Raw genomic sequence first — 24,917 nt, forward strand, 5'->3', positions numbered from 1 at the left:
TTCGTTCGCGACTGCGGGGCTCGCAAACCCGGCTCACTCCTCGCGCTCACGCCGAGATCCCCACACGGACGTTGCGGAAACGGGCCGGCGCGGCCGGGTGGCCGGTGTGCCCGACCTGGCCGGGTTGGCCCTTGCCGCAGTTGGGCGTCCCCCAGGAGACCGTCTCGCTGGAGAGCATGTCCATCGAACGCCAGAACAGCGGGCCGATCCCGGTGTACGTGGGGTTGCGCAGCATCCGCCCCCGCCGCCCCTTCTTGATCTCCCAGCCGACCTCGCAGCCGAACTGGAAGTTGAGCCGCTTGTCGTCGATCGACCAGGACCGGTTGAGGTCCATCAACACGCCGTCGTCGGTGGCCGCGATGATCTCCTCCAGCGTGTGTGGGCCGGGTTCCAGGCCGACGTTCGTCATCCGCACCATCGGCAGGCGGGCCCACCCGTCGGCTCGTACGCTGCCGCCGTAGTCGAGGCTGGCCATGGCGGCGGAATCCCGGCCGGCGAGCACACCCACCCACCGACCGTCGCGGACCGCGTCCCGCTTGACCGCCGGGGAGCCCTCGTCGTCGAAACCGAAGCTGCCCAGCGCCCCCGGGATCGTCGGGTCGATGGTGATGTTCATCAGCTCCGAGCCGTACCGCAGCGAGCCGAGTTGGGCCAGGTCCAGCCAGGACGTGCCGGCGAACGCCGCCTCCCAGCCGAGGATCCGGTCCAGTTCGATGGCGTGCCCGACCGACTCGTGAATCTGCAGGGCCAACTGCTCGCCGCCGAGGATCAGATCCGTCTCGCCGGCCGGGCAGACCGGCGCGGTGAGCAGCGCCCGGGACTCCTCGGCGATCTGCGCGGCGTGCGCGGCCAGATCCAGCGACTCGACGAGCTCCCACCCCGTGGTGCCGTACTGGCCGCGGTAGCTCGGCCAGGAGCGACGCTGCGTCTCGCCGTCGCCGATCGAGGTGGCCGAGATGCCGCCGCCGCACTCGCGGATGCGCTGGTCGATCCGGTGGCCCTCGCTGGAGACGAACCACTTCGCGGTGTCCCAGATCTGGTACAGGCCCTCGGCCAGGTCAGCGCCGTGCTCGGCCATTGTCCGGGTCGCGTCGACAAGCAGATCGCCCTTGTCCGACAGGGGCACCCCGAGTGGATCGATCTGGCAGCCGGAGGTCCAACTCGCGGTGACCGCCTGGACTGGCACCAGGTCGACCGAGGGGCCCGGCACCCGCGCGCTCGCCATGGCGGTCCGCGTCGCGCGCCGGCCGGCGTCGCGGGCGGCGGCGTCCGACAGATCGGGTACGGCGTGGAAGCCCCAACTCGCCCCGACCAACGCTCGGACCCCGAGCCCGATGCTCTCGTCCTGGGTCAGCTCCTCCACGTCACCGTTGCGCGCGGTCATCGACTCGTAGCGGCGGTGCATCACCCGGGCGTCGGCGTACCGGGCGCCCGCGTCGAGGGCGGCCTGGACGGCGGCGGTGGCCGCGTCGAACTCGGTCATGGACCGACCCTAGGCCAGCCGACCGACACCCGTCAGGCCAGCAGATCGTCCGGTCGAATGGTGCCCCGCACCGGATCCGTCGCCCCGCCGCTTCGGAACCGCAAGATCGCGCAACATCCTGGTTGTAGTGGTATCGGCGCGTCGGCGATGCCACTAGATCCTGGTTCGAGCGTGACCTTGGTGGCGGCGGGCGCACCAAACCCCACTCCTACTCGCGGGGGCGGTGTTCGTCGTCAAGATCCGCGCAATATCGGAGATGTTGCTGTCTCCTCGCGTGTCGGCGGCAGCAACATCGGGGAAGTTGCGGAGATCTTGGCGCGGTGCGCGGTGCGCGGTGCGCGGTGCGCGGTGCGCGGGTGCGGGGCGCGACATGAATGGGTGTGGATGGCGAGGTGACGGGGTGCGGCGCCGATGCCGACTCGTTACGCTCGGGCCCGCTGACACGTGCCGGCTTTGTAGCTTATTTTCACCCTCGGGACTTTGCTGTAAGTTCTCTTCGTCACTGAGGGAGGTGGCCGTGGACAGCTCGGAACCCTCGCCGTCCAGGGACCCGGACGACCGTCCCGCCGTGCCGGCGCAGCGCTCCGACCAGGACGCCTACCTGCGGGTGCGTGATCTGCGGGTCCGGTTCGACACCGAGGACGGCGTGGTGCGCGCTGTCGACGGGGTGTCGTTCGCCGTCGAGCGGGGCCGCACCCTGGGCATCGTCGGTGAGTCCGGCTCCGGCAAGAGCGTCACCTCGCTGGCGATTCTCGGCCTCCACGACCCGAAACGGACCACCGTCAGCGGGGAGATCTCCGTGGGTGGCCGGCAGGTGGTCGGCCTCGCGGACGATGAGGTACGCCGACTGCGTGGCCGGGACATGGCGATGATCTTCCAGGATCCACTGTCGGCGCTGCACCCGTACTACACGGTGGGCCGGCAGATCGCCGAGGCGTACCGGGTGCACCACCCGAAGGCCAACCGGCGCGAGGCCCGTCAGCGGGCGGTCGACATGCTGGACCGGGTCGGCATTCCGCAGCCGGCGCGCCGCTTCGACCAGTACCCGCACGAATTCTCCGGCGGCATGCGCCAGCGGGCGATGATCGCGATGTCCCTGGTCAACGACCCGGCGCTGCTGATCGCCGACGAGCCGACCACCGCGTTGGACGTCACGGTGCAGGCGCAGATCCTGGACCTGCTCGCCGACCTGCAGGCCGAGTTCCACTCCGCGATCATCCTGATCACCCACGACCTTGGCGTGGTCGGCCAGGTCGCCGATGACGTGCTGGTCATGTACGGCGGGCGGGCCGTCGAGCGGGGCAGCGTCGAGCAGGTGCTCCGGGCGCCGCAGCATCCGTACACCTGGGGGTTGCTCTCCAGCGTGCCGTCGCTGCACGGCGACGCGGACGCGGACCTGGTGCCCATTCCCGGCAACCCGCCCAGCCTGATCAACCTGCCGTCGGGCTGCGCGTTCCACCCCCGCTGCCGGTACGCGGACCGCGCCGGCAGCCGCTCCCGCACCGAGGTGCCCGAGCTGCGCCCGGCGGGGGAGGGCGATTCGACCGGCCACCTCGTCGCCTGTCACCTGAGCGCCGAGGAACGCGCCACGTTCTACGCCGAGGACGTCGCACGAGTGGGGGTGGCTGTGTGAGGGCGAGGAACGCAGCGCAGCGGAGTACCGCAGTCCCGAACGGAGGACCGTGGAGATGACCGATGAACCACTGCTGCGGGTACGCGGCCTGAGCAAGCACTTCCCGGTACGCCAGGGGCTGCGCGCCGCCGGCCTGGTCCGAGCGGTCGACGGGCTCGACTTCGACGTGCGCCCGGGCGAGACGCTCGGCCTGGTGGGGGAGTCGGGCTGCGGCAAGACCACCACCGGTCGGATGCTGGTGCGGCTGCTGGAGCCGACGAGCGGCAGCATCGAGTTCGACGGGCGGGACATCACGCACGCCGGCCGCCGGGAGTTGCGCCCGCTGCGCCAGGAATTCCAGATCATCTTCCAGGACCCGTACGCCTCGCTGAACCCTCGGCACACTGTGGGCCGGATCGTGGCGATGCCGCTACAGGTCAACGGGATCAAGCCGCCGGGTGGGATCAAGGCCCGCGTGCAGGAGTTGCTGGAGCTGGTCGGGCTGAACCCGGAGCACTACAACAGGTACCCGCACGAGTTCTCGGGTGGTCAGCGTCAGCGCATCGGCATCGCCCGCGCGTTGGCCCTGCGGCCGAAGCTGATCGTCGCGGACGAGCCGGTGAGCGCGCTGGACGTCTCGATCCAGGCGCAGGTCGTCAACCTGCTGCGCGACCTGCAACGGGAGCTTGGCCTGGCCTTCGTGTTCATCGCGCACGACCTGGCCGTGGTCCGGCACTTCTGCCAGCGGGTCGCTGTCATGTACCTGGGTCGGATCGTGGAGATCGGCGACCGGGCGGACATCTACGAGCGCCCGCAGCACCCGTACACCCGGGCGTTGCTCTCGGCGATTCCGGACGTCACCCAGCTCGGCCCGGCGGGGCGGATCCGGCTGACCGGTGACGTGCCCACCCCGTTGGACCCGCCGTCGGGCTGCCGGTTCCGTACCCGCTGCTGGAAGGCGCAGGACATCTGCGCCACCGAGGAGCCCGCGTTGATCCCGCGCGACGGCGGTTCGCAGGCCACCGCGTGTCACTTCCCCGAAGGGGAAGCGGCCAGCACGGGCCCCGAAGGGGAAGCGGCCAGCACGAGTCCGGGATCGGCGGAGTCGACTGCGGCGGTCGAGGAGGTGTCGTCGTGAGCCTGTCCCCGGTGGAGGGTGTGGCGCTGGCCGAGATCGAGTCCGGTGGCGACGAGGGCGGAGCCGCGACCAAGGGCGTCGTCGGACGCTCACCCGGTCAGCTCGCCTGGCTGCGGCTGCGCCGCGACCGGACGGCGATGGTCAGCGGCGTACTCCTGGTGTTCTTCCTGTTGTTGGGGTTGGCTGCCCCGCTGATCGAGATGGTCTACGGGATCGGCCCGCGGGAGCAGTTCCAGAACATGCTGGACGGCTTCGGCATGCCGCTGGGGTACGCCGGCGGGGTCAGCGGCGAGCACTGGTTCGGTCTGGAGCCGGGGCTGGGCCGGGACATCTTCATCCGGCTGATCTACGGGCTGCGGACCTCGCTGTTCATCGCGTTCGCGGCGGCTCTGATCACCGCGACGATCGGGATCGTGCTGGGCGCGCTCGCCGGTTACCTCGGCGGCTGGCTCGACGCGGTGATCAACTGGATCACCGACCTGACCCTGGCCATGCCATTCCTGATCATCGCGCTGGCGCTCACACCCACCATCACGCTGCGCTTCTACGGTGAGCGGGGGCAGGTGTCGTCCGCCTTCGGGGTGGGGGTGCTGATCGCCGTCTTCGCCATCTTCGGCTGGACCAGCACGGCCCGCCTGGTCCGGGGGCAGGTGATCGCTCTGCGCGAGCGGGAGTTCGTGGAGGCGGCCAAGGCCAGTGGCGCCGGGCTGGGGCACATCATCTTCCGGCAACTGCTGCCGAACATCTGGGCGCCGATCCTGGTGTCGTTCTCCCTGGCGGTGCCGCAATTCATCACCAGCGAGGCGGCGCTGTCGTTCATCGGCGTCGGCCTCAGCGACGAGACGCCCAGCTTCGGCCGAATGATCTACCGCAGTCTGGACTTCCTCCAGACCGACCCGGCGTACGTGTTCTTCCCGGGCATCACGATCTTCGCGCTGGTGTTCGCCTTCAACCTCTTCGGCGACGCGTTGCGGGACGCGCTCGACCCGAAGTCGTCCCGGTAGGGGTCAAAATCATGGCGCGGTTTCTGCTCAAGCGACTCTTCTCCGCCACGCTGACCCTGTTCGCGGTGAGCGTGTTGACCTTCCTGATGTTCTTCGCCCTGCCGCGCGACCCGGTCAGCAGCATCTGCTCCAAGAACTGCAACCCGGAGCGGCTGGAGCGGGTCCGCGACGACCTGGGCCTGAACGACCCGCTGATCAGCCAGTACGCCGGCTACATGAAGGGCATCGTGACCGGTCGGGACCTGGGCAGCGCCCAGGGTGGCCGGTGCGACGCGCCCTGCCTGGGCTGGTCGTACGTCACCAACGAGGCCGTCTCGGACACCATCGCCCGGGTGCTGCCGGTGACGCTGAGCATCGTGATCCCGGCGGCCATCCTCTGGTTGCTGCTCGGCGTGGGGCTCGGCATGGTGTCCGCGCTGCGTCGGGGTACCTGGCTGGACCGGCTGGCGATCGGCTTCTCGCTGACCGGCGCGTCGTTGCAGCTGTACTTCGTGGGTGCGGTGCTGCTGCTGGTGTTCGTCTACAACCTGCGGCTGCTGCCGGTGCCGAGCTATACGTCCCTCTTCGACAATCCGGCGAAGTGGGCCAGTGGGCTGGTGCTCGCCTGGGTGGCGCTGGCCTTCCTCTTCTCGGCCATCTACGCCCGGTTGTCGCGGGCCCAGATGTTGGAGACGTTGTCGGAGGACTTCGTCCGGACCGCGCGGGCCAAGGGCCTGGCCAAACCCAAGGTCTACGGGCGACACGCGCTGCGCGCGGCGATCACTCCGGTGGTGACCATCGCCGGGTTAGACGTGGGCGGGGCGCTGGGCGGGACGGTGATCACCGAGACGACGTTCGGCATCCAGGGGTTGGGGCGTACGGCGGTGGACGCGGTGCGCTCGGGCGACCTGCCGACAATCATGGCCACAGTGCTGATCGCCGCCGTCTTCGTGGTGGTGGCGAACGTGCTGGTGGACCTGCTCTACGCGGCCATCGACCCCCGGGTGCGGCTGCGCTGACCTGTCAAGGTCCAGCGTGTGACCGGCCGCTGGGCTGTGGCGAAATTTATCGACAACTGTTACACAACTCGTAGGTTTTCTTCCTTACGATCCTCGGGACGTCGGCGGTTCTCGCCCCGACGAAATCGCACGGCACATGGGTGGAGGGGGTACTTCATGAGACCACGCGTGGCGGTTGCCGCAGGCGGCGCGATCGCACTGGTTGTGGCATTGGGTGCGTGCTCGAAGAACACGGGCGAGGGCACCACTGTCGACACCGAACGGCAGCAGACCGGGGTCATCGCTACCGACCCCAAGGACTCGCAGGGGCCGGCGGCCGAGGTGAGCGGCGCCGCGAAGGGTGGCACCTTCACCATCATCCGGGAGTCGCCGATCTCCCACCTCGACCCGCAGCGGACGTACTCGTTCGCCGGTCTGATGGCCAACCCGCTCTTCGCCCGCTACCTGACCACCTGGAAGGACGACGGCAAGGGTGGCCTGGTGCTGGTGGGCGACCTGGCCGAGACGCCGGGCAAGAACGTCAACAACGACTGCAAGGTCTGGGAATTCACCGTCAAGGACGGGGTGAAGTTCGAGGACGGTCGACCGATCACCTCCAAGGAGATCGCGTACGGCATCGCCCGGTCCTTCGACCCGGACCTGTCCGGCGGCCCGACCTACATCCAGGAGTGGCTGGCCGACACCCCACAGTTCGACACCAAGTGGGACTTCAAGAAGAACAAGACGTCGCTGCCGCCCGGTCTGAGCACGCCGGACGCCAAGACGCTGCGCTTCGAGTTCGCCAAGCCCCGCTGTGACCTGCCGTTCGCGGTCTCGCTGCCGACCACCGCGCCGCTGCCGGCCGACAAGGACACCGGCGTCGACCTGGACAAGCAGCCGTTCTCGTCCGGCCCGTACAAGGTCGCCAAGAACCAGGTCGGCGTGCAGATCACCCTGGACCGCAACACCAACTGGGACCCGAACACCGACCCGGTCCGGCACCAGTACCCGGACCAGTTCGTCTGGAGCTTCGGCCCGACCGCGGACGCCGCCAACAACCGGGTGATCGCCGACAACGGCGCCGACCAGAGCGCGCTCGCCTTCAACACAGTGCCCGCCTCGCTGGTCGCCAAGGTGGCCGGGGACGCCACGCTCAAGTCGCGCAGCATCCTCTCCCCGACCCCGAGCGCCAACCAGCTCGTGATCAACAACCAGCGGGTCACCGACCTGAAGGTCCGTCAGGCGCTCAACTACGCCATCGACCGCGAGGGCTTCATCAAGGCGATGGGCGGGCAGACCGTCGCCGCGCCGCTGACCACGCTGATGCCGCCGGCCACCATCGGCTACAAGGCGTACGACGCGTACCCGGCGGGCGCCAACGGCAACGTCGACAAGGCCAAGGAGTTGCTCGGCGGAAAGACTCCGGAGCTGGTCCTCGGCGTCGCCGACAACTCCACCGAGCAGCAGCAGGGCGCCCAGCTCAAGGCCAACCTGGAGCGGGCCGGCTTCAAGATCACGCTGCGGAACATCTCCGACGACGCGAAGCTCGACGAGATCAAGAAGAAGAACAACCCCTGGGACCTGTACATCGGCAACTGGGCGGCTGACTGGCCGAGCGGAGCCTCGATCCTGCCGGTGCTCTACGACGGCCGCACCATCAAGGCCGAGGGCAACAGCAACCAGGCCTACTTCAACGACCCGGCGATCAACACCGAGATGGATCGCATCTCGGCGCTTCCCGCAGCCGAGCAGGGCCCGGAGTGGGCCAAGCTCGACGAGCGGATCATGAAGGAGCACGCGCCGGTGGTGCCGCTCTTCGTCGACGTGGCCTACAACGTGCACGGGTCCAAGGCGGGCGGGGTGTTCATCTCCAGCGTCTTCGGCTACCCGTCGTTCGTGAACGCGCACGTCAAGCCGTAAGTCACACCGCAGACCAGGAGGGTCCCCTCCCGACAGCGCCGTCGGGAGGGGACCCTTCTGTCATGGACTGGTATCCGCCCATCGAGCCGTACGACTCCGGGATGCTCAGCGTCGGCCACGGTAATGAGCTCTACTGGGAACTGTGCGGGAACCCCGGCGGCAAACCCGCTGTGTTCCTGCACGGCGGCCCCGGCGGTGGCCTGCTCCCGGACAATCGGCGGTACTTCGACCCGTCCGGCTACCGGATCGTGCTGTTCGACCAGCGAAACTGCGGTCGCAGCCGGCCCTTCGCGGGCGACCCGAAGACGTCACTGGAACACAACACCACCCCGCACCTGGTGGCGGACATCGAGCGGCTACGCGATCACCTGGGGATCGAGCGTTGGCTCGTCTTCGGCGGCAGTTGGGGCAGCACCCTCGGCCTGGCCTACGCGCAGGCCCATCCCAAACGGGTCACCGAACTCGTGCTTCGTGGCGTGTGGCTGGTTCGCAGGTCAGACGAGGCATGGGCCTTCACCCCGGCGGGCGCGGCGCACCTGTTCCCCGCCGAGTGGGCGGCGTTTCGTGCTGCGATCCCCGTGACGGAACAGGACGACCTAGTCGGCGCCTATGGCCGCCGCATCTCCGACCCCGACCCCGCGGTCCACGGCCCGGCGGCTCGCGCCTGGATGGGCTGGGAGCTCTCGGCCAACACCCTGCTGCCGATGACGCCGCCCGCCATCGACGACACCAGCCTGCTGGCGTTCGCCCGCATCACACACCACTACATCAGCAACGGCGGCTTCCTCCCGCCGGAAGGTCTCCTGGCGGGCGTCGACCGCATTCGACACATCCCGACGGTCATCGTGAACGGCCGTTACGACATCAAGACGCCGCCGAGCCAAGCCTGGGACCTGCATCGGGTCTGGCCTGAGGCGAAGTTCCACATCGTGGAGGACGCGGGCCACAGCGGCTCCGAACCTGGCACCCGCAGTCTGCTCATCGAAGCCACCACCCAGTTCCTCGAGGGCCGGCGGTGACCGTCCGTCACCTCCGTCCGGGCGGATTCGGTGTTGAGCGGTATACCTCAAAGTCATATTCATACCTCTGAGGTATACGGCTCAACAGCACATCGACATGGGTGCCAGCCGAGGCGCACGCTGGAGGGTGCGCTCCCGGTGAGGCTCATCGCGCACCCCGTCGAGATCCACCACGTTGTCATGCGTTCCAGCCTCGGCGCTGGCGGCGGCACGGACATACGTGCCGGGTCGCGGATCGGCGATCAGGACGCCGGTACGGCGGACGCGCGCAGCGCGTCGGCCAGCCACTCGTACGGGAACCGTTCCGGCGGCGCGTCGTTCACCGTGCTTACCAACTCCATGTACCTGTCGAACGGTCCCTCCTGCTCCGGCGGCGTGCGGTCCCACTCCGCGCCCTTGCGCATCTGGTCGGCCGCCTGGATCCGGAACTCGGGCGTGTCCGGGATCCCGGGGCTGTCCGGCGTCGCGAAGATGCCGGTCAGCCACCCGATCCACTGGTCGGCGATCTCCCGGCCCCGGGGCGAGCCCGGCGGCACCTGCTCGCGCGCCGCGTCCATCACCGGCTGACCGATCGCCGCGCCCTCCTCCAGGGCGTCCAGCATCGGCGACGAGGTCATCAGCGGCCCGGCCCCGGTGGTGCACGCCTCGTGCAGCTCACGGCGTACGGCCTGCCGGACCTCGGTGTCCCGGACCAGCTCGGCCAGCTCGATCCACGCCTCCAACTGGGCTGCTGTGGGATGGTCGGGCAGCTCCGGTCGGGCCGCCCGCCACCACTCGACCATCCGCTCCGGCGGCTCCCAGCCGGCGGACACCTCGGTCCAGAACTCGTCGATCAGCCGGTCGCGTTCCTCGTCCGACAGGCCGACCAGTCTGTGCATCAGCGTGACCTGCTCGGCAGTGGAGTCCTGCCGCAGGATGGCCGACAGCACCGCGCGCCGGCTGCGCAGCCGTGCCTCCTGCCGTTCCAGCACTGCCAGGTGGGTGGCGGCCAGCTCGCGCAGCGTCGCCTCGCCGGCCAGCACCCGCCGGATCTCGTCCAGGCCGGCGTCGAGTTCCCGTAACGTCCGGACCAGTTCCAGCCGGGCAATGGCCGACACGTCGTACAGGCGGTGGCCGGCCGGGGTGCTGGCGGCCGGCGTGACGACACCGGCGTCCGCGTAGTACCGGACGGCGCTGACGCTCAGGCCGGTCCGCCGGGCGACATCTCCGATGGCGTACAGCTCGTCTCTGTCCACGGCACCCACTATGCGATCTCGAGCGGCTTGAGATACAAGCCCCTCATCGAGCTTTCGCGGCGGCGGATCAGGGGACGATCACCACGCCGCCGCGCACGCCGCCTCGGGCCAGCCGCTCGTGGGCGGCCTTGTTGCGCTCGGGCCGTATTCGGGTGTGGCGGAACGGCATCGTGAGGCGGGATCGCGCCAAGGTCACGCTCGATCCTGGATCGAGTGGCCACCTTGCGCCGGGATACCACTAGATCCTGGATCGAGCGCGATCTTGGGGGCGCGGGGTGTGAGAGTGCGGGGCGCGGGGTGCGGGCGGACTGGCCGAGCGGTGTTTGCGGTCAGGAACGGCCGATGGAGCGGTCCAGGAAATCGTGGATCATCGGCGCAGCCACGTCGAGCTTGTCTTCCAGCAGGAAGTGGCCGGTGTCGAGCAGATGAAACTCGGCCGACGGCAGGTCGCGCCGATAGGGGTGGGCACCATCGGGCGGGAAGATGGAGTCGTTCTGGCCCCAGATGATCAGCGTCGGTGGCTGGTGGTCGCGGAAGAAGGCGTGGAATTCCGGGTACAACGTGACGTTGCTGCCGTAGTCGTAGAACAGATCCAGTTGAATGTCCGCGTTGCCGGGGCGGGCGAGCTGCGCGTCGTCGTGGATCCACATGTCGGGGTCGAGCCGGGTGAGGTCCTGCACCCCCTGCGTGTACTGCAACTTCACCGTTTCGGGCTTGAGGATGAACGCGATGGCCTGGCGGTGCTCGTCGGTCTTCTCCGCCCAGTAGGCCTTGATCGGATCCCAGAACGGGCTCAGGCCCTCTTCGTACGCGTTGCCGTTCTGCACGATGAGCGCGCTGATCCGCTCCGGCCCCTTGAGAGCCATCCGGAAACCGGTCGGTGCCCCGTAGTCGAAGCAGTAGAGCGCGTACTGATCCACGCCGAGCTGGCTGAGCAGGCCGTCCATCAGGTCGGCGAAGTTGGCGAACGTGTAGTCGAACGTCGACCGGTCCGGGCTGGCGCTGTGGCCGAAACCCGGGAAGTCCGGCGCGATCACCCGGTAGCGGTCCGCGAGCAGGGGGATCAGGTGCCGGAACTGCGCGGACGACGTGGGGAATCCGTGCAGGAGCAGGACTGCGGGCCCGTCGGCCGGTCCGGCTTCGCGGTAGAAGATGTCGATCCCGTTCACTGTCGCCGTGCGGAAGTGCGTGACCGGAAGTTCGCCTTCCTGGACGGCGGCGACCGAGGGTTTCTGCGCGATGCCAACCATCCTGGAGTCCTTTCGGCACAAGGGAAAGCGGTGTATCGCCGGGGTAACCCACGCCGCCGGGTGCCGCTTCGGCCAGCATGGCATTCGGCAGGGGGCTCGGTGTGCCGAACCCACTTATCGAATGCCGCTTACAGCAGGTGGGTACGGAGGAAGTCGAGCTCCAGGGGGAGTAGCCGCTCGGCGGTGCCGTTCGCGGCCATGTGGGTGGCCCCGGTCAGCGGCAGCACGGCGTGCGGCCGGCCGGTGCTCAGCAGGGCAGCGGAGAGCCGGAGCGTGTGTGCGGCCACCACGTTGTCGTCCGCCATGCCGTGCACCAGCAGCAACGGCCGGGCCTGGTCCGGGCTGGTGACCGGCTCGGCGGCCAACTCGACGAGCGAGTGGTGCGCGTAGATGTCCTGGCCGTCCTCCGGCAACCCCAGATAACGCTCGGTGTACGCGGTGTCGTACAGCGCCCAGTCGGTCACCGGGGCACCGGCGATCCCGCACCGGAACAGCTCCGGGTGGCGCAGCACCGCCAAGCCGGCCAGCCACCCGCCGAACGACCAACCGCGCACCCCGACCCGCCCCAGGTCCAGGTCCGGGTGCTTGCCGGCGAGCGCGGTGAGCGCGTCGATCTGGTCGGTCAGGATCACGTCGGCGACCCGCCGGTGGATCGCCTTCTCGAACGACGGCGCCACGCCCGGCGTACCCCGGTTGTCGATGGTGACCACAGCGAACCCGGCGTCGGCCCACCACTGCCGCTCCAGCCACGCGGCCCGCGCCGCCACGACCTCCTGGTGCCCCGGGCCGCCGTAGATGTCCAGCAGCACCGGCAGCCGCCGACCCGTCACGTGGTTGTCGGGGTAGAGCACCGCCGCCGGCAGCCGCCGGTCGGTCACCCGTTCCAGCAGTGGCAGCGGAGAGTACGGCGGGGTGGCGGCGAACGAGCGCAGCGCGGCGATCTCCTGATCGCCGCGGCGCACCGTCCAGCGCACTCCGGCGTGGTCCAGCGACGCGACGCCGACGGCCAGCACGTCCCCGCCCACCGCGGCGGTGTACCAGCCGGAATCGGTGGTGAGCCGGCGCGCGTCCACCCCACCACCGATGGTGGTGCGGACCCGGAACAGGTGCCGTTCGCTCGGCTCGCCGTCGCTCGCCTCCACCAGCAGGTCGGCCGGGCCGGTGGCGGCCGGAAGCCGACCCACCACCCGTCGTACGTACAGCGACGGCGGGGTGAGCAGGGTGCCGTCCGCGAAGAGGCACCGGGCGTCGTACCCGTCGTGGGCCAACTCCCCGCCGACCAGCACCCGGCCGTCCGGCAGGTGGGCGGGGGTGCCGGCGATCGGCTCGACCCAGCGTGGATCGGCCAGCTCGGCGTGCACCTGCGTCTCACCCGTGCGCGGGTCCACCGCCAGCACCAGCCCGTGCTGCTGCGAGCGGCGCAGCACGGTGATCAACGGACTGCCCTCACCCCAGCTGACCCCGGTCAGGTACGGGTAGGTCTCCCGGTCCCAGTGCACGTCGACCCAGCCGTCGTCCAGGTCCAGCAGGTGCAGGCTGACCTCCGCGTTGGGGCCGCCGGCCCGGGGGTACGCGACGGCGGTCGGGGGGCTCGCCGGCTCGGCCGGGTCGTGCAGGTGCCACCGCTCCAGGCGGGACTCGTCGACCCGGGCGGCGAGCACCGACCGGCCGTCGGGCGCCCACCAGTACCCCCGGAACCGGCCGAACTCCTCCGCCGCGATGTGCTCGGCCAACCCCCAGCTCACGCCGGCGTCCTCGCCGGCCAGCAGGGTGTCGGTGCCGTCGGGGTCGATCACCCGTAGCTCACCCCGGCGCACGCCCTCGGCCGCGTCCGTCACGTACGCCAGCCGCTGCCCGGTCGGGTCCGGACGAGGGTCCAACACCGGGCCGACGGCCGCGACCTCCACCACGTCGCCGTGCACCAGATCGGCCCGGAACAACCGCCCGGCCAGCGCGAACACCGCAACCCGGCCGGCCGCGTCCAGCGCGTACGAGCCGATGCCGGCGGCACTGAGCCGCAGCCGCTCGCGGAGCGCGCGTTCACCGGCGGAGAGGGAGCGGACATCCCCGCCCTCGCCGAGCAGGGTGGCCGGGTCGGCGACCAGCCGCTCCTCGCCGGTGGCCACGTCCAACAGCCAGAGCGCGTCCGCCGGATCCTCGGGGCCGGCGGAGCGCAGAAAGATCACCCGGGAGCCGTCCTCAGCCACCGAGACAGCGCGCGGCGCGCCGTGGCTGAACCGGCGGGTGCGGGCGGCCAGCTCCGGAAAGTCCACAGCCCAAATCGTAGAGCGGGAGCGGGGGTGATGTGGCCGACCTGGGCGGACGCGTCAGCGTCGGCCGGGGAAGAACCGCCAGTTAGAGTGACCGTCGTGACGATGCTGCCCGACCGCCGCCTGCTGCTGGTCCACGCGCACCCCGACGACGAGTCGATCGGCACCGGCTCGACGATGGCCCACTACGCCGCCGACGGCGCGCACGTCACGCTGGTGACCTGCACGCTCGGCGAGGAGGGCGAGATCCACGTGCCCGCGCTGGCGCAGCTCGCCGCCGCCGAGGCCGACCAGCTCGGCGGGTACCGCGTGGCCGAGCTGGCCGCCGCGTGCGCCGCGCTCGGCGTCAGCGACCACCGTTTCCTCGGTGGCGCCGGCCGCTACCGCGACTCCGGGATGATGGGGCTCGCGACGAACGAGCACCCCCGGGCCTTCTGGCAGGCCGACCTCGACGAGGCCGCCGGGCACCTCGTGGAGATCCTGCGAGAGGTACGCCCGCAGGTGCTCGTCACGTACGACCCGAACGGCTTCTACGGCCACCCCGACCACATCCAGGCGCACCGGGTGGCCATGCGCGCCGTCGAGTTGGCCACCGCCGAGGGCTGCGCCCCGCTCAAGGTCTACTGGACGGCCATGCCGCTCAGCGTCCTGGAAGCCGGAATGACGCATTTCGCCGAGTCGTCCGACAACCCGTTCGGTGGCATCGAGGACATCGCCGACCTGCCCTTCGGCACCCCGGACGCTCAGATCGCCGCCCGGATCGACGGCACCGACCAGCACACCGCGAAGGAGGCCGCGATGCGGGCGCACGCCACCCAGATCCCGGCCACCTCGTGGCTCTACTCGATCGCCGGCAACTTCGGTGGCGAGTTCATGGGCGTGGAGTTCTTCACTCTCGCGGTCGGTGAGAAGGGCCCGGGCACCGGGCCGTACGGCTGGGAGGACGACCTCTTCGCCGGCCTGCCCGCGGAGACCGCCCCGGACCGGTCCCCGGTCGCGGCGGCGGGTCTCCGGTGACAGTGCCGGCCGCACCGATGACGGTCGTGGAGGACCAGGAAGCCCCGCCGCCGGCGGGGCCGCCGCCGCGACTGCTGGACCTGGGCGTCCGGCTGGTCGGTGGGATCGTCGTGGTCCTCGCCGGTGTGCTGACCGGCGTACTGGAGCTGCTGCTCGCCACGCTCCGCGTCGGCGGACAACTGATCGGCGTGTCGGTGCTCCTCGCCATCGGCGCCAACATCGTGCTGAGCTGGTTCGCGTACGAGGCGGTCGGCCGTCGCTGGGCGGTGGCGTTGCCGGCGGTGCCGTGGTTCGCGCTGATGGCGGTCGCCGCCATCCGGACCAACGAGGGTGACCTGTTGCTGGCCGGCGACAACTGGGTCGGGCTGGCCATGATCGTGGCCGGCGCGATGACCTTCGCGGTGATGGGCTTCCGGCAGATCCTCGCCCCACAGCCGCCCATGCTCGGCAGCTGACGTCGGGCTGGTTTCGGGTTGCTGCCGGGTGGTGACGTCTCCCAGGAAAGGGTGGTAGATATTCCTGCCAGGGATGCGAACCCCGCGACGGGGCGTACGGCAGGAGGGTCCGGCGATGGACAAGCGGTGGCGTGACATCGGGGTGCTCGCGGCGGCACTCTTCGCGGTCAACGTGGTCGCCCGACTGATCATCCGGTTCGGCTTCGAGGGTGACGACACCGCCGCCGACCGGGTGTCGCTCGCGATGTTCGTGGTGATCGGGCTGATCCTCGCCGTGGTCGCCTTCCGCTGGGGTCGTCGCCGGCCGCTGGCGGGTTGGGCCGCCGACATGGCCCTCGTGGTGCCGGTGGCGATGCTGCTGACCGTGCTGGTCGGGCCCCTGCTGGTCGGTCACAACCCGTTCGACGGCGGCGCGGCGACGTTCTTCGCCCAGATCTGGCTCTACCTGCTCGCCACCGGCGCCGGGTTGCTGATCGGCTATCTGGTGCTCACCGCGCTCGGCCGTGACTACCGCTCTCAGCAGCTCAAGCGGTACGCCGAGGTCAAGGCCGCCAAGCCCCGCCGCGTCGTCCGCCGCTGATCACCGCCCAGCCCGGTCAAGCACCGCCCGGCCGCGTCGCTGGTCAGTTCGGGGCGACCCGGGTCAGGTAGGTGTGGTGGGTGACGAGGCCGAGCCGCTGGTAGAGCGCGACCGCCGCCGTGTTGCGCTGCTCGACCTGGAGGAACGCGTGCGTCGCGCCGCCCGACGCGCCCCAACTGGCCAGTTCGTGGATCACGCGGCGGGCCAACCCCTGGCGGCGGGCCGCCGGTAGGACCTCGATCAGGCTGAGGCCCAACCAGCGCCCCTGGCCGGTCACCGTGCCACGGCCGACGGCCACCAGGGCGTTGTCGACGTACACGTGGGCGAAGCGGACCTGGTCCACGGCGGTGAGGACGTGCCGGGCGGCGTCCGGCAGGCCGCCCTTGCGGCCGGCGGCGATGGCCAGCCACTCGTCGCTGGGCGCGGTGGCCAGCTCGACGACCGCACTGGCCCACCCGTCGGCCCGGCCGGTGGAGGGCGTCGACTCCGGCAGGGGCAGCGGCGCGGTCTGCACCAGCGTCGGCGGGCGGGTGCCCCAGCCGCGGGCGTCCAACTCGGCGCCGACCGGAGCGGCGAGGGGCAGCGGGGTGTTGATCAGCGCGGGTTGCCCCAGCTCGGCGTACCAGCGCTCCACCGCGTCCACAGCGGCGGCCAGTGGTCGGTCGGGATCGCCGATCGGCAGCGCCGAGTTGGCGCGCCCGGTCCAGCCCTCGGCCGAACGGAGCAGCCAGTCACCGAGTCGGCCCCGGGTCGGTGCCGGCCAGGCCTCGTCGGCGGCCCGCTCCAGCGCCACGACCGCCGCGGCGGTCGGCCGACGGGTCGGCGGAACGCGCTTGGCGCGGTGGACCTGCGCCACCGGCACCCGAAGCGGCCCCTGAGCGGTGGCCAGCGTGAGATGAGTCTCGCTCAGCTCTACCAGCTCGCCGAGGGCATCGGAAAATTGCGGGCGGCCTTCGCGAATCCCCACAATCCGGCGGACCACGATCCGGTGTCCCACATCCTGCTGTCGGAGCACGATCGACCCCCTCCCCGGCGAGATACTAGGCTCTTAGCGTCGCGGGAGATCGCGGCGAGTCTTGCGGAGGAGAAGACCGGTGACCTACATCATCGCCGAGCCGTGCGTAGATGTGCTCGACAAGGCATGCATCGAGGAGTGCCCGGTCGACTGCATTTACGAGGGCAATCGGATGCTCTACATCCACCCCGACGAGTGCGTCGACTGTGGTGCCTGTGAGCCCGTCTGCCCCGTGGAGGCGATCTTCTACGAGGACGACGTCCCGGAGCAGTGGAAGGACTACACCGGCGCGAACTACGAGTTCTTCGAGGACCTGGGCTCGCCCGGTGGCGCCTCGAAGGTCGGCAAGGTGGAGAAGGACGCCACCTTCGTCGCCGCGCAGCCGCCGCGCGGCGAGGGCCACTGAACCGGCCCGCGCCGGTCTCGTCGCGGCTGCCCGAGTTCACCTGGGACACCCTGGACGCCGCGGCCACGTTGGCCGCGGCGCATCCGGAGGGCCTGATCAACCTCTCCATGGGTACCCCGGTCGACCCGGTGCCCGAGGTGATCCGGCGGGCGTTGGCTGACGCGTCCGATGCTCCCGGTTACCCGCTGACCGCCGGCACCCCGACGCTGCGGGCCGCGATCGCGGCGTGGGTGTCCCGAGCCTGTGGCGCTGGCGTCGACGGTCTCGGTGTGCTGCCGACCATCGGCTCGAAGGAGCTGGTGGCCTGGCTGCCCACGCTGCTCGGCATCGGCCCGGGTGACGTGGTGGTGGTGCCGTCGATCGCGTACCCCACCTACGAGGACGGCGCCCGGCTGGCCGGTGCCACAGTCGTTCGTACCGACTCGCTCACCTCGCTCGGGCCGACCCCGCGAGTCCGGTTGGTCTGGGTCAACTCGCCCGGCAACCCGACCGGCCGGGTGTTGCCCGCGGCGCACCTGCGCAAGGTGGTCGACTGGGCCCGTGAACGTGGCGCTGTGGTCGCGAGCGACGAGTGCTACCTGCCGCTGGGCTGGTCGGCCGACCCGGTCTCGGTGTTGTCTCCGCAGGTGAGCGGGGGCAGCTATGCCGGGGTGCTGGCCGTGCACTCGCTCTCCAAGCGGTCCAACCTCGCCGGCTACCGGGCCGGCTTCGTCGCCGGCGACCCGGCGCTCGTCGCCGAGCTGCTCAAGGTCCGCAAGCACGCCGGCATGATCGTGCCCGCGCCGGTGCAGGCGGCGATGGTGGCCGCGCTGGAGGACGAGCGACACGCCGAGGAGCAGCGGGAGCGTTACCGCGCCCGGCGGGAGGTGCTCGCCGCGGCGTTCACCGGTGCCGGGTTCACCGTCGAGCACTCCGAGGCGGGCCTGTACCTCTGGCTGACCAGGGGCGAGGACTGCTGGCAGACGGTCGACTGGCTGGCCCGACGCGGCATCCTGGTCGCGGCCGGCGTCTTCTACGGCCCGACGGCCGGGCAACATGTCCGGGTCGCGCTGACCGAGTCCGACGAGCACATCGCCGGCGTCGCGGCGCGTCTCGCCTGATCGCGGCTCCGGGCGGTCGAGCATGGTGGACAGGCCAGGTGCGCGGGTGCGGGCGGCGGTAGTCGGCACCGGCCTGATCGGTGGCTCGGTGCTGCTCCGGATGGTCGCCGCCGGCATCGACGTGGTCGGGTGGGACCCGGACGAGGCCACCCGGCGGGAGACCCGCCGGGTGGGCGTACCCGCGCCCGACCGCCTGGTCGAAGCGGTGACCGACCGCGACGTGGTCTTCCTGTGCGGGCCGTTGCCCACCCTGCCGGCGACACTGGTCGAGGTGGCGGCGATGACCGATGAGCGTTGTGTGCTGACCGACGTCGGTAGCACCAAGGAGCAGGTGGCGACGTTCGCCGCCGCGCAGGGGCTGACGCACCGGTTCGTGCCCGGACACCCGATGGCGGGCACCGACCGGGCGGGCTTGACGGCCGCGCGACCGGACCTGCTCACCGGCGCGGCCTGGGTGCTCTGTCCGGCACCCGGGCCAGCCACCACCGCGTTCCGTTGGCTGGCCGAGCTGCTGGTGGAGGTCTTCGAGGCCCGGGTGGTGCCGATGTCCGCCACGGAGCACGACTCGGCCGCCGCGCTCGCCTCACACGTGCCGCACCTGCTCGCCGGCGCGCTGGCCGGCGCCGTGCAACGCGCACCGCTGCGCGACGCGATCCTCGCGCTCGCCGCCGGTAGTTTCTCCGACGGCACCCGGGTCGCCGGAACCCCTGCCGATCGGACCGCCAACATGCTGCTCGGCAACCGGGACCGGGTGCTGCGTGAGCTGGCCGAGGTCACCGCGTTCCTGGACGATCTGGCCGCCGCGCTGCGCGCCGACGACGCCCAGGCGCTCACCGCACGCTACGACGAGGCGCGGGCCTCCCGGGTGGCGCTGCGCGACCGGCGGTTCGACGCGTACGACAGGCAGTTCCCGGCCGGCGGTGACCACGCCGGGGAGGTGTCCTGGTTGCGCGAACTGGGGGTGGCCGGCGGCTACCTGACCGGCCTGCACGTCGACGCGGACACTGTCTCCTACGCGGCGCGGCGCCCCGTCGCTGACTAGGCTGAGGGGCATGGCGGTGGACGGTCCGGTGGTGCAGGTGCGCGGCGAGGCGTACCGGGAGGTGCCTCCCGAGCTGGCCCGGTTCGCGGTCACCGCGACAGCCCGCGACCGGGACCGGGAGGCGACGCTGACCCGGTTGGCCGAGCGGGCCGCGGCGATCCGGGTGCTGCTGGACGGTTCCGGGCCGACGGTGGCGCGGCGGGAGACCGGCGACCTGCGGGTGCGACCGGAGACCCGGCGCTCGGGTGAGCGGGTGGTCGCCTGGCACGGCAGTGTCACCACCACAGTCACTGTCACCGATTTCACCGCGCTGGGTGAGCTGATGCTCCGGCTCGCCGACCAGGACCAGGTCGAGGTCGCCGGCCCGTGGTGGGAGCTTCGTCCGGACAGCCCGGCCCATCGCGCGGCCCGGCACGCCGCGATCAGCGACGCGCTGCTGCGGGCCCGGGAGTACGCGGAGGCGCTGGGCGCCCGGGTCACCTCGTTGATCGAGCTGGCCGACGCGGGCCCCGCCGACCGGCCGATGTTCGCTCGTGCGGCCTTCGCCGGTAGCGCTGGCGCGGGCGGTGGTCCGCCGGAGCTCGAGCTGGACCCGCAGCCGCAGACCGTGCAGGCGGCGGTGCAGGCGCGGTTCACCATCAGCGACCCGGTTCTGGGCTGATGCCGCCGGCCCGGGTGCTGTCCCCCGACGAGTTGGTGGCGCGGGCGTTGGTGCTCGCCGAGGCCGGCCCGCGACAACTGCTCGGCATCGCCGGCGCGCCGGGCGCCGGGAAGTCCACACTGGCGGAGCGGATCGTCGCCGAGATCGGGTCGGCCGCCTGCCTGGTGCCGATGGACGGCTTTCACCTGGCGCAGTCGCAACTGGTCCGCCTGGGTCGCGCCGACCGCAAGGGCGCGGTGGACACCTTCGACGCCAATGGGTACGTCTCGCTGCTGCGCCGGTTGCGCCGGTTGGAGCCGACGTCGGTCTTCGCGCCGGAGTTCCGCCGGGAGCTCGAGGAGCCGGTGGCCGGCGCGATCGAGGTGGCGCCGTCGGTCCGGCTGGTGGTGACCGAGGGCAACTACCTGCTGTTGCCGGACTTCCCCTGGCAGGAGATCCGACCGCTGCTGCACGAGGCGTGGTTTCTCGACCTGGACGCCGAGGTGCGGCACCGCCGGCTGACCGCCCGGCACGAGGCGTTCGGTCGGTCTCCGGAGCAGGCACGGGCGTGGGCGCTGGGCAGCGACGAGTCGAACGCCGCCCTGATCACCCCCACCGCCGACCGGGCCGACCTGGTGGTCCGCCTGTCGGATCCACCGACGGTCTAGCCGAGTTCGCGGACCGGCCGGGCCGGGTTGCCGACGGCCACCACGTTGGCGGGCAGGTCCCGGGTGACGACAGCGCCCGCGCCGACGACGGTGTCCGCGCCGATCGTCACGCCGGCCAGCACGATCGCGCCACCGCCGAGCCACACGTTGTCGCCAATGGTGATCGGCTTGGCCGCCTCCCACTTGTTCCGTCGCGGGCCGGGCTCGACCGGATGCGTCGGGGTGAGTAGCTGCACGTTAGGGCCGACCTGGACGTCCGCGCCGAGGGTGATCGGAGCGACGTCGAGGAACACCGCGTTGTAGTTGACGAAGCTGCGCGGGCCGATCCGGATCTGCCAGCCGTAGTCGCAGTAGAACGGTGGGCGGATCCAGGTGTCCTCGCCCAGTTCGCCGAGGAGATCACGCAGGGCCGCGATCCGGTCCTGCGGATCGGCCGCGGGACTGGTGTTGAAGCGCTCCATCAGTCGGGCGGCCCGGTCCAGGTCGGCGATGATCTCGGGATCGTCGGCGATGTATGGCTCACCGGCGAGCATCTTGTCCTTCATGGAGGTCACCGCCCGATCATGCCGGCCCGGTTCGTCGGCTCGTGGCAGGTCCGTCACTTTTCGGCCTTCTTTTTGCATACTCGGTATGCAATTCTGGGTTGTCAATGTGACTCCATCCATCAAGACGCTTGACGAGGAGGATCCGTTGCACCAGGGAAGAAAATTGGCCGCTCTCGGCCTCGTGTTCGCGCTGGCGCTCTCCGCGCCGGCTCCCGCCTCAGCCACGGCCGCCGTGCCCGCCCCACCGGGCGACACCGACCAACAGTCCACTCCGGGTGGACACCCGACCAACCGCTCGACCACTGTCACGCTGATCACCGGTGACCGGGTCACCGTCACCGCGTCCGGTGCCTCGGTCCGGCCCGGCGCCGGCCGCGAGGACGTGCAGTTCCTGGTCCAGCGCGAGCGCGGCCGCCTCACCGTGACGCCGACGGACGCGGTGCCGTTGCTGCGCTCCGGTCGGGTGGACCGGCGACTTTTCGACGTCACCGGGCTGGTCGAGGCAGGTTACGACGACGCCAACCGCAACACCCTGCCGCTGCTGGTGGGGTACGGCTCGACGGGTACCGCCAAGCGTGCCTCGGCCGCTCTGCCCGGCACGCGGCTGACCCGGGACCTGCCGTTGATTCGCGGTGCCGCCCTGACCAGCGAGAAGTCCTCCCTCGGCGCGGTGTGGGAGACGGTCGCCACCGGTCCCGCTGGGGCCCGGCTCGACGCGGCGGGGGGCGTCGAGCGGATCTGGCTGGACGGTCATCGACGGGTGACCCTCGACCACAGCGTGCCGCAGATCGGCGCGCCCGCCGCCTGGGCGGCCGGGTTCACCGGTACGGGGGTGTCCGTCGCGGTGCTGGACACCGGCGTCGACGCCACCCACCCGGACCTGGCCGGCAAGGTGGCCGAGGCGCGCAACTTCACCGAGGTCGCCGACGCTCGGGACACTGTCGGCCACGGCACCCACGTGGCCTCGACCATCGCGGGCAGCGGCGCCGCCTCCGGTGGCAAGTACCGGGGTGTGGCGCCGGACGCGACGCTGCTGGACGGCAAGGTCTGTGAGGACGCGGGCTGCACCGATTCGGCGATCCTCGCCGGGATGCAGTGGGCCGCTGTGGAGAAGAAGGCCGCAGTGGTCAACCTGAGCCTCGGCGGCTGGGACACCCCGGAGGTCGACCCGGTCGAGGAGGCCGTGCAGACCCTCACCGCCCAGACCGGCACCCTGTTCGTCATCGCCGCCGGCAACGACGGCTCGGACGGTTCGGTCGGCTCCCCGGCCTCCGCTGACGCCGCGCTCGCCGTGGGCGCTGTGGACCGCGACGACGAGCTGGCCGAATTCTCCAGCCGGGGACCGCGAGTCGGCGACGACGCGCTGAAGCCGGACATCACCGCGCCCGGCGTCGACATCGTCGCCGCGCGGTCCGCCACCGGCGTCATCGGCGATCCGGTGGGGGACCGCTACGTCACGCTCTCCGGCACCTCGATGGCGACCCCGCACGTGGCCGGGTCGGCCGCGCTGCTGGCCCAGCAGCACCCGGGATGGCGGGCCGACCGGCTCAAGGCCACCCTGATGGCCGCCGCCAAGCCGCACCCGGACCAGACCGCCTACCAGCAGGGTGCCGGGCGGGTCGACGTCGCACACGCGATCACCCAGCAGATCACCACCGACCCGGTGAGCGTCTCGTTCGGGCGTACGCTCTGGCCGCACGCCGACGACGCCCCGATCACCCGTACGGTGACCTGGCGCAACGACGGCCCGGCAGCGGTCACAGTGGACCTGAGCATCGAGGGCGCGGGCCCCGGCGGTCGGGCGCTACCGGCCGGCCTGTTCGTTCTGGGTGCCAGCCAACTCACAGTGCCGGCGGGCGGCACGGCCGCCACTACCGTCACCACTGACACCCGGCTCGGCGACGCCGACGGTTACTGGACCGGTCGGATCGTGGCCCGCTCCGGTGCGGCGGTCGCTGTCACTCCACTGGCGGTGCACCGGGAGGTCGAGAGCTACACGCTCACAGTGGAGCACCTGAACCGGGCCGGCGCTCGCACGGCGGACCACTGGACGTCCCTGGTCGGGCTGGACACCTACAGCTTCTGGGACCTCGTCAGTTCCGACGGAGTGGCCACAGTGCGGGTGCCCAAGGGGCACTACGGCCTGACCGGCCTCGTCTTCGAGCCCGGCCCGGAGGATGAGCAGCGCGGGATGTCCCTGCTGGCACAGCCCGAACTGACTGTCGATCAGGACACCCGGATCGTCGTGGACGCTCGCCGGGCCAAGCCGGTACGGACGACAGTGCCGGACCGGACCGCCGTCCCGCAACTGATCGACCTCAGCGCCAACTTCACCGCCGACGACGGCAGCGGGTACGGCGTCGGGCTCTGGGCGGAGACGTTCACCGGCCTGACCAGCGGTCAGCTCGGCAAGCCGGTCTCCGCCGACAAGTTCGTCGCCACCGTCAGCAGCAACTGGACCACGCCGGACTCGGCCAACAGTCCGTACCTGTACGCGCTGGCCGAGGCGATCCCGGGCCGAATGCCCACCGGGTTCGTGCGTGACTACGCCCGACGGGACCTGGCCACCGTCGTGCACCAGTTCCGCGGTGGCTACCCGGGCATGGAGGCCGAGCGGATCGTGCTCCCCGAGTTGGAGTACAACGTCGGCTACTCGGCCGTGATCCTGCCCACCGTCGTGCCCGGCCAGCGGGTCGAGTACTACAACACCAAGGGCGTGAAGTGGGAATCCGAAATCCTCTTCGGAACTGTGGACGAGGAAGGGTGGTTGATCCCGAAGGCAGCGCTCGTCTCCACCTCCACCGCGTACCGGGCCGGGCGGACGGTCCAGGAGATCTGGAACCAGGCGCCCTACGGACCGTCCTTCCCGAACCCGCGCTGGCCGCAGCAGAGCGTCACCCGGGTCGGCGACACCATCCTGGTCGACGTGCCGATCTTCAGTGACGCGGCCGGGCACCCGGGCTTCTCGCTGAGCGACAGTGAGCACACCAAGCTCTGGCGCAACGGCAAGCTGGTCGGCGAGAGCGAGTACGCCGGCTACGGGGAGTTCACGGTGCCACCGGGTGCGGCGGACTACCGGCTCGTCACGTCGTCGAAGCGGAGCTTCACCGACCTGAGCACCGAGGTGGAGTCCAGCTGGACCTTCCGGTCGAGGCACGTCGCCGGTGAGACGCCGGCCCGACTGCCGCTGTCGGCGGTGCGCTTCGCGCCGCCACTGCGGGTCGACAACAGCGCACCGGCCGGTCAGGGCTTCGTCGTACCGGTACGGGTGCAGCGGCAGCCCGGCTCGCCGGCCACCCGGGTGGAGAAGCTCACCGTCGACGTCTCGTACGACGGCGGAAAGACCTGGGGCAAGGCGAAGCTGGTCCGCACCTCGGCCGACGGCTGGTCGGCAGTGTTGCGGCATCCGGCCGGTGCCGGCCACGTGTCGCTGCGGGCCACCGCACGGGACACCGCCGGCAACACGGTGACCCAACGGATCATCCAGGCGTACCGGTTGCGCTGAGGCGTACCCCGTCCGGGTCCGCGGCCGAGCGCCGCG

At 70.9% G+C, this 24,917-nt stretch carries 22 protein-coding genes; 15 read left to right on the top strand and 7 right to left on the bottom strand.

What is annotated here, in order from left to right; all coding sequences use genetic code 11:
- Window positions 1–46 precede the first annotated feature (46 nt).
- Window positions 47–1,483, bottom strand: coding sequence for a TldD/PmbA family protein (locus tag OG992_RS25460; protein ID WP_266304465.1), 1,437 nt, complete (start codon window positions 1,481–1,483; stop codon window positions 47–49).
- A gap of 568 nt (window positions 1,484–2,051) precedes the next feature.
- Between OG992_RS25460 and OG992_RS25465 the strand changes: the two genes are divergently transcribed.
- The 6 genes from OG992_RS25465 to pip all read left to right on the top strand — a co-directional run bounded on the left by OG992_RS25465 (window position 2,052) and on the right by pip (window position 9,153).
- Window positions 2,052–3,116, top strand: coding sequence for an ABC transporter ATP-binding protein (locus tag OG992_RS25465; protein ID WP_266305274.1), 1,065 nt, complete (start codon window positions 2,052–2,054; stop codon window positions 3,114–3,116).
- A 55-nt stretch (window positions 3,117–3,171) separates the two neighbouring features.
- Window positions 3,172–4,233, top strand: coding sequence for an ABC transporter ATP-binding protein (locus tag OG992_RS25470; protein ID WP_266304466.1), 1,062 nt, complete (start codon window positions 3,172–3,174; stop codon window positions 4,231–4,233).
- Window positions 4,230–5,237 (top strand): ABC transporter permease, encoded by a 1,008-nt coding sequence (locus tag OG992_RS25475; protein ID WP_266304467.1) that lies wholly within the window; start codon window positions 4,230–4,232, stop codon window positions 5,235–5,237. Before OG992_RS25470 ends, OG992_RS25475 begins: the two co-directional genes overlap by 4 nt.
- Window positions 5,238–5,248: 11 nt before the next feature.
- Entirely contained in the window at window positions 5,249–6,235 is a 987-nt protein-coding gene (locus OG992_RS25480) for an ABC transporter permease (RefSeq protein ID WP_238686720.1), read from the top strand.
- Window positions 6,236–6,391: 156 nt separating this feature from the next.
- On the top strand, window positions 6,392–8,134 hold the full coding sequence (locus OG992_RS25485) for an ABC transporter substrate-binding protein (protein WP_238686721.1): 1,743 nt from the start codon (window positions 6,392–6,394) through the stop codon (window positions 8,132–8,134).
- A gap of 62 nt (window positions 8,135–8,196) precedes the next feature.
- The gene (gene pip, locus OG992_RS25490) at window positions 8,197–9,153 is read left to right on the top strand and encodes a prolyl aminopeptidase (protein WP_238686722.1); all 957 of its coding nucleotides are present in this window, start codon (window positions 8,197–8,199) and stop codon (window positions 9,151–9,153) included.
- 242 nt (window positions 9,154–9,395) lie between these two features.
- Here pip and OG992_RS25495 read toward each other — a convergent pair whose 3' ends face one another.
- From OG992_RS25495 to OG992_RS25510, 4 genes are all read right to left on the bottom strand, one after another.
- Window positions 9,396–10,388, bottom strand: coding sequence for a MerR family transcriptional regulator (locus tag OG992_RS25495; RefSeq protein WP_238686723.1), 993 nt, complete (start codon window positions 10,386–10,388; stop codon window positions 9,396–9,398).
- Window positions 10,389–10,455: 67 nt separating this feature from the next.
- Complete coding sequence (locus tag OG992_RS25500) at window positions 10,456–10,584, bottom strand: hypothetical protein (RefSeq protein ID WP_266304468.1); 129 nt, start codon at window positions 10,582–10,584, stop codon at window positions 10,456–10,458.
- A gap of 133 nt (window positions 10,585–10,717) precedes the next feature.
- Entirely contained in the window at window positions 10,718–11,638 is a 921-nt protein-coding gene (locus OG992_RS25505; RefSeq protein WP_238686724.1) for an alpha/beta fold hydrolase, read from the bottom strand.
- 128 nt (window positions 11,639–11,766) lie between these two features.
- A complete protein-coding gene (locus OG992_RS25510) occupies window positions 11,767–13,911 on the bottom strand; it encodes a prolyl oligopeptidase family serine peptidase (protein ID WP_266304469.1) in 2,145 nt (714 codons plus the stop codon).
- An 87-nt stretch (window positions 13,912–13,998) separates the two neighbouring features.
- On the opposite strand from OG992_RS25510, the gene mshB reads away from it, so the two are divergent.
- The 3 genes from mshB (at window position 13,999) to OG992_RS25525 (ending at window position 15,960) form a co-directional block, all read left to right on the top strand.
- On the top strand, window positions 13,999–14,925 hold the full coding sequence (mshB, locus tag OG992_RS25515; RefSeq protein WP_238686726.1) for an N-acetyl-1-D-myo-inositol-2-amino-2-deoxy-alpha-D-glucopyranoside deacetylase: 927 nt from the start codon (window positions 13,999–14,001) through the stop codon (window positions 14,923–14,925).
- A 17-nt stretch (window positions 14,926–14,942) separates the two neighbouring features.
- Window positions 14,943–15,380: a hypothetical protein gene (locus OG992_RS25520; protein WP_238686727.1), complete on the top strand. Its 438-nt coding sequence runs from the start codon at window positions 14,943–14,945 to the stop codon at window positions 15,378–15,380.
- A gap of 115 nt (window positions 15,381–15,495) precedes the next feature.
- Window positions 15,496–15,960 carry a hypothetical protein gene (locus OG992_RS25525; RefSeq protein WP_238686728.1) on the top strand — a complete coding sequence of 155 codons (465 nt, stop codon included), beginning with the start codon at window positions 15,496–15,498 and terminating at the stop codon, window positions 15,958–15,960.
- Between the two features lie 43 nt (window positions 15,961–16,003).
- On the opposite strand, the gene OG992_RS25530 is transcribed toward OG992_RS25525, so the two are convergent.
- Window positions 16,004–16,975, bottom strand: a complete 972-nt coding sequence (locus OG992_RS25530; protein ID WP_266304470.1) for a GNAT family N-acetyltransferase — start codon at window positions 16,973–16,975, stop codon at window positions 16,004–16,006.
- Between the two features lie 79 nt (window positions 16,976–17,054).
- Between OG992_RS25530 and fdxA the strand changes: the two genes are divergently transcribed.
- From fdxA to OG992_RS25555, 5 genes are read left to right on the top strand one after another with little or no spacing between them, the layout of a single operon-like run.
- Window positions 17,055–17,381 carry a ferredoxin gene (gene fdxA, locus OG992_RS25535; RefSeq protein ID WP_030490464.1) on the top strand — a complete coding sequence of 109 codons (327 nt, stop codon included), beginning with the start codon at window positions 17,055–17,057 and terminating at the stop codon, window positions 17,379–17,381.
- Window positions 17,378–18,481 (top strand): succinyldiaminopimelate transaminase, encoded by a 1,104-nt coding sequence (gene dapC, locus OG992_RS25540; protein ID WP_274531635.1) that lies wholly within the window; start codon window positions 17,378–17,380, stop codon window positions 18,479–18,481. The genes fdxA and dapC overlap by 4 nt, the downstream gene beginning before the upstream one ends.
- 22 nt (window positions 18,482–18,503) lie before the next feature.
- Entirely contained in the window at window positions 18,504–19,523 is a 1,020-nt protein-coding gene (locus OG992_RS25545) for a prephenate dehydrogenase/arogenate dehydrogenase family protein (protein WP_238686730.1), read from the top strand.
- Between the two features lie 10 nt (window positions 19,524–19,533).
- Entirely contained in the window at window positions 19,534–20,184 is a 651-nt protein-coding gene (locus OG992_RS25550; protein ID WP_266304471.1) for an SIMPL domain-containing protein, read from the top strand.
- Window positions 20,184–20,831 carry a nucleoside/nucleotide kinase family protein gene (locus OG992_RS25555; protein WP_266304472.1) on the top strand — a complete coding sequence of 216 codons (648 nt, stop codon included), beginning with the start codon at window positions 20,184–20,186 and terminating at the stop codon, window positions 20,829–20,831. Before OG992_RS25550 ends, OG992_RS25555 begins: the two co-directional genes overlap by 1 nt.
- On the opposite strand, the gene OG992_RS25560 is transcribed toward OG992_RS25555, so the two are convergent.
- Entirely contained in the window at window positions 20,828–21,385 is a 558-nt protein-coding gene (locus tag OG992_RS25560; RefSeq protein ID WP_266304473.1) for a sugar O-acetyltransferase, read from the bottom strand. The two genes, OG992_RS25555 and OG992_RS25560, sit on opposite strands and share 4 nt — an antisense overlap.
- A gap of 76 nt (window positions 21,386–21,461) precedes the next feature.
- Here OG992_RS25560 and OG992_RS25565 point away from each other — a divergent pair, with 76 nt between their 5' ends.
- Complete coding sequence (locus tag OG992_RS25565) at window positions 21,462–24,881, top strand: S8 family serine peptidase (protein ID WP_266304474.1); 3,420 nt, start codon at window positions 21,462–21,464, stop codon at window positions 24,879–24,881.
- Window positions 24,882–24,917 lie beyond the last annotated feature (36 nt).

Origin of the sequence: Micromonospora sp. NBC_00362 (assembly GCF_026342155.1) — a bacterium.
Taxonomy (GTDB): Bacteria; Actinomycetota; Actinomycetes; order Mycobacteriales; family Micromonosporaceae; genus Micromonospora; species Micromonospora hortensis.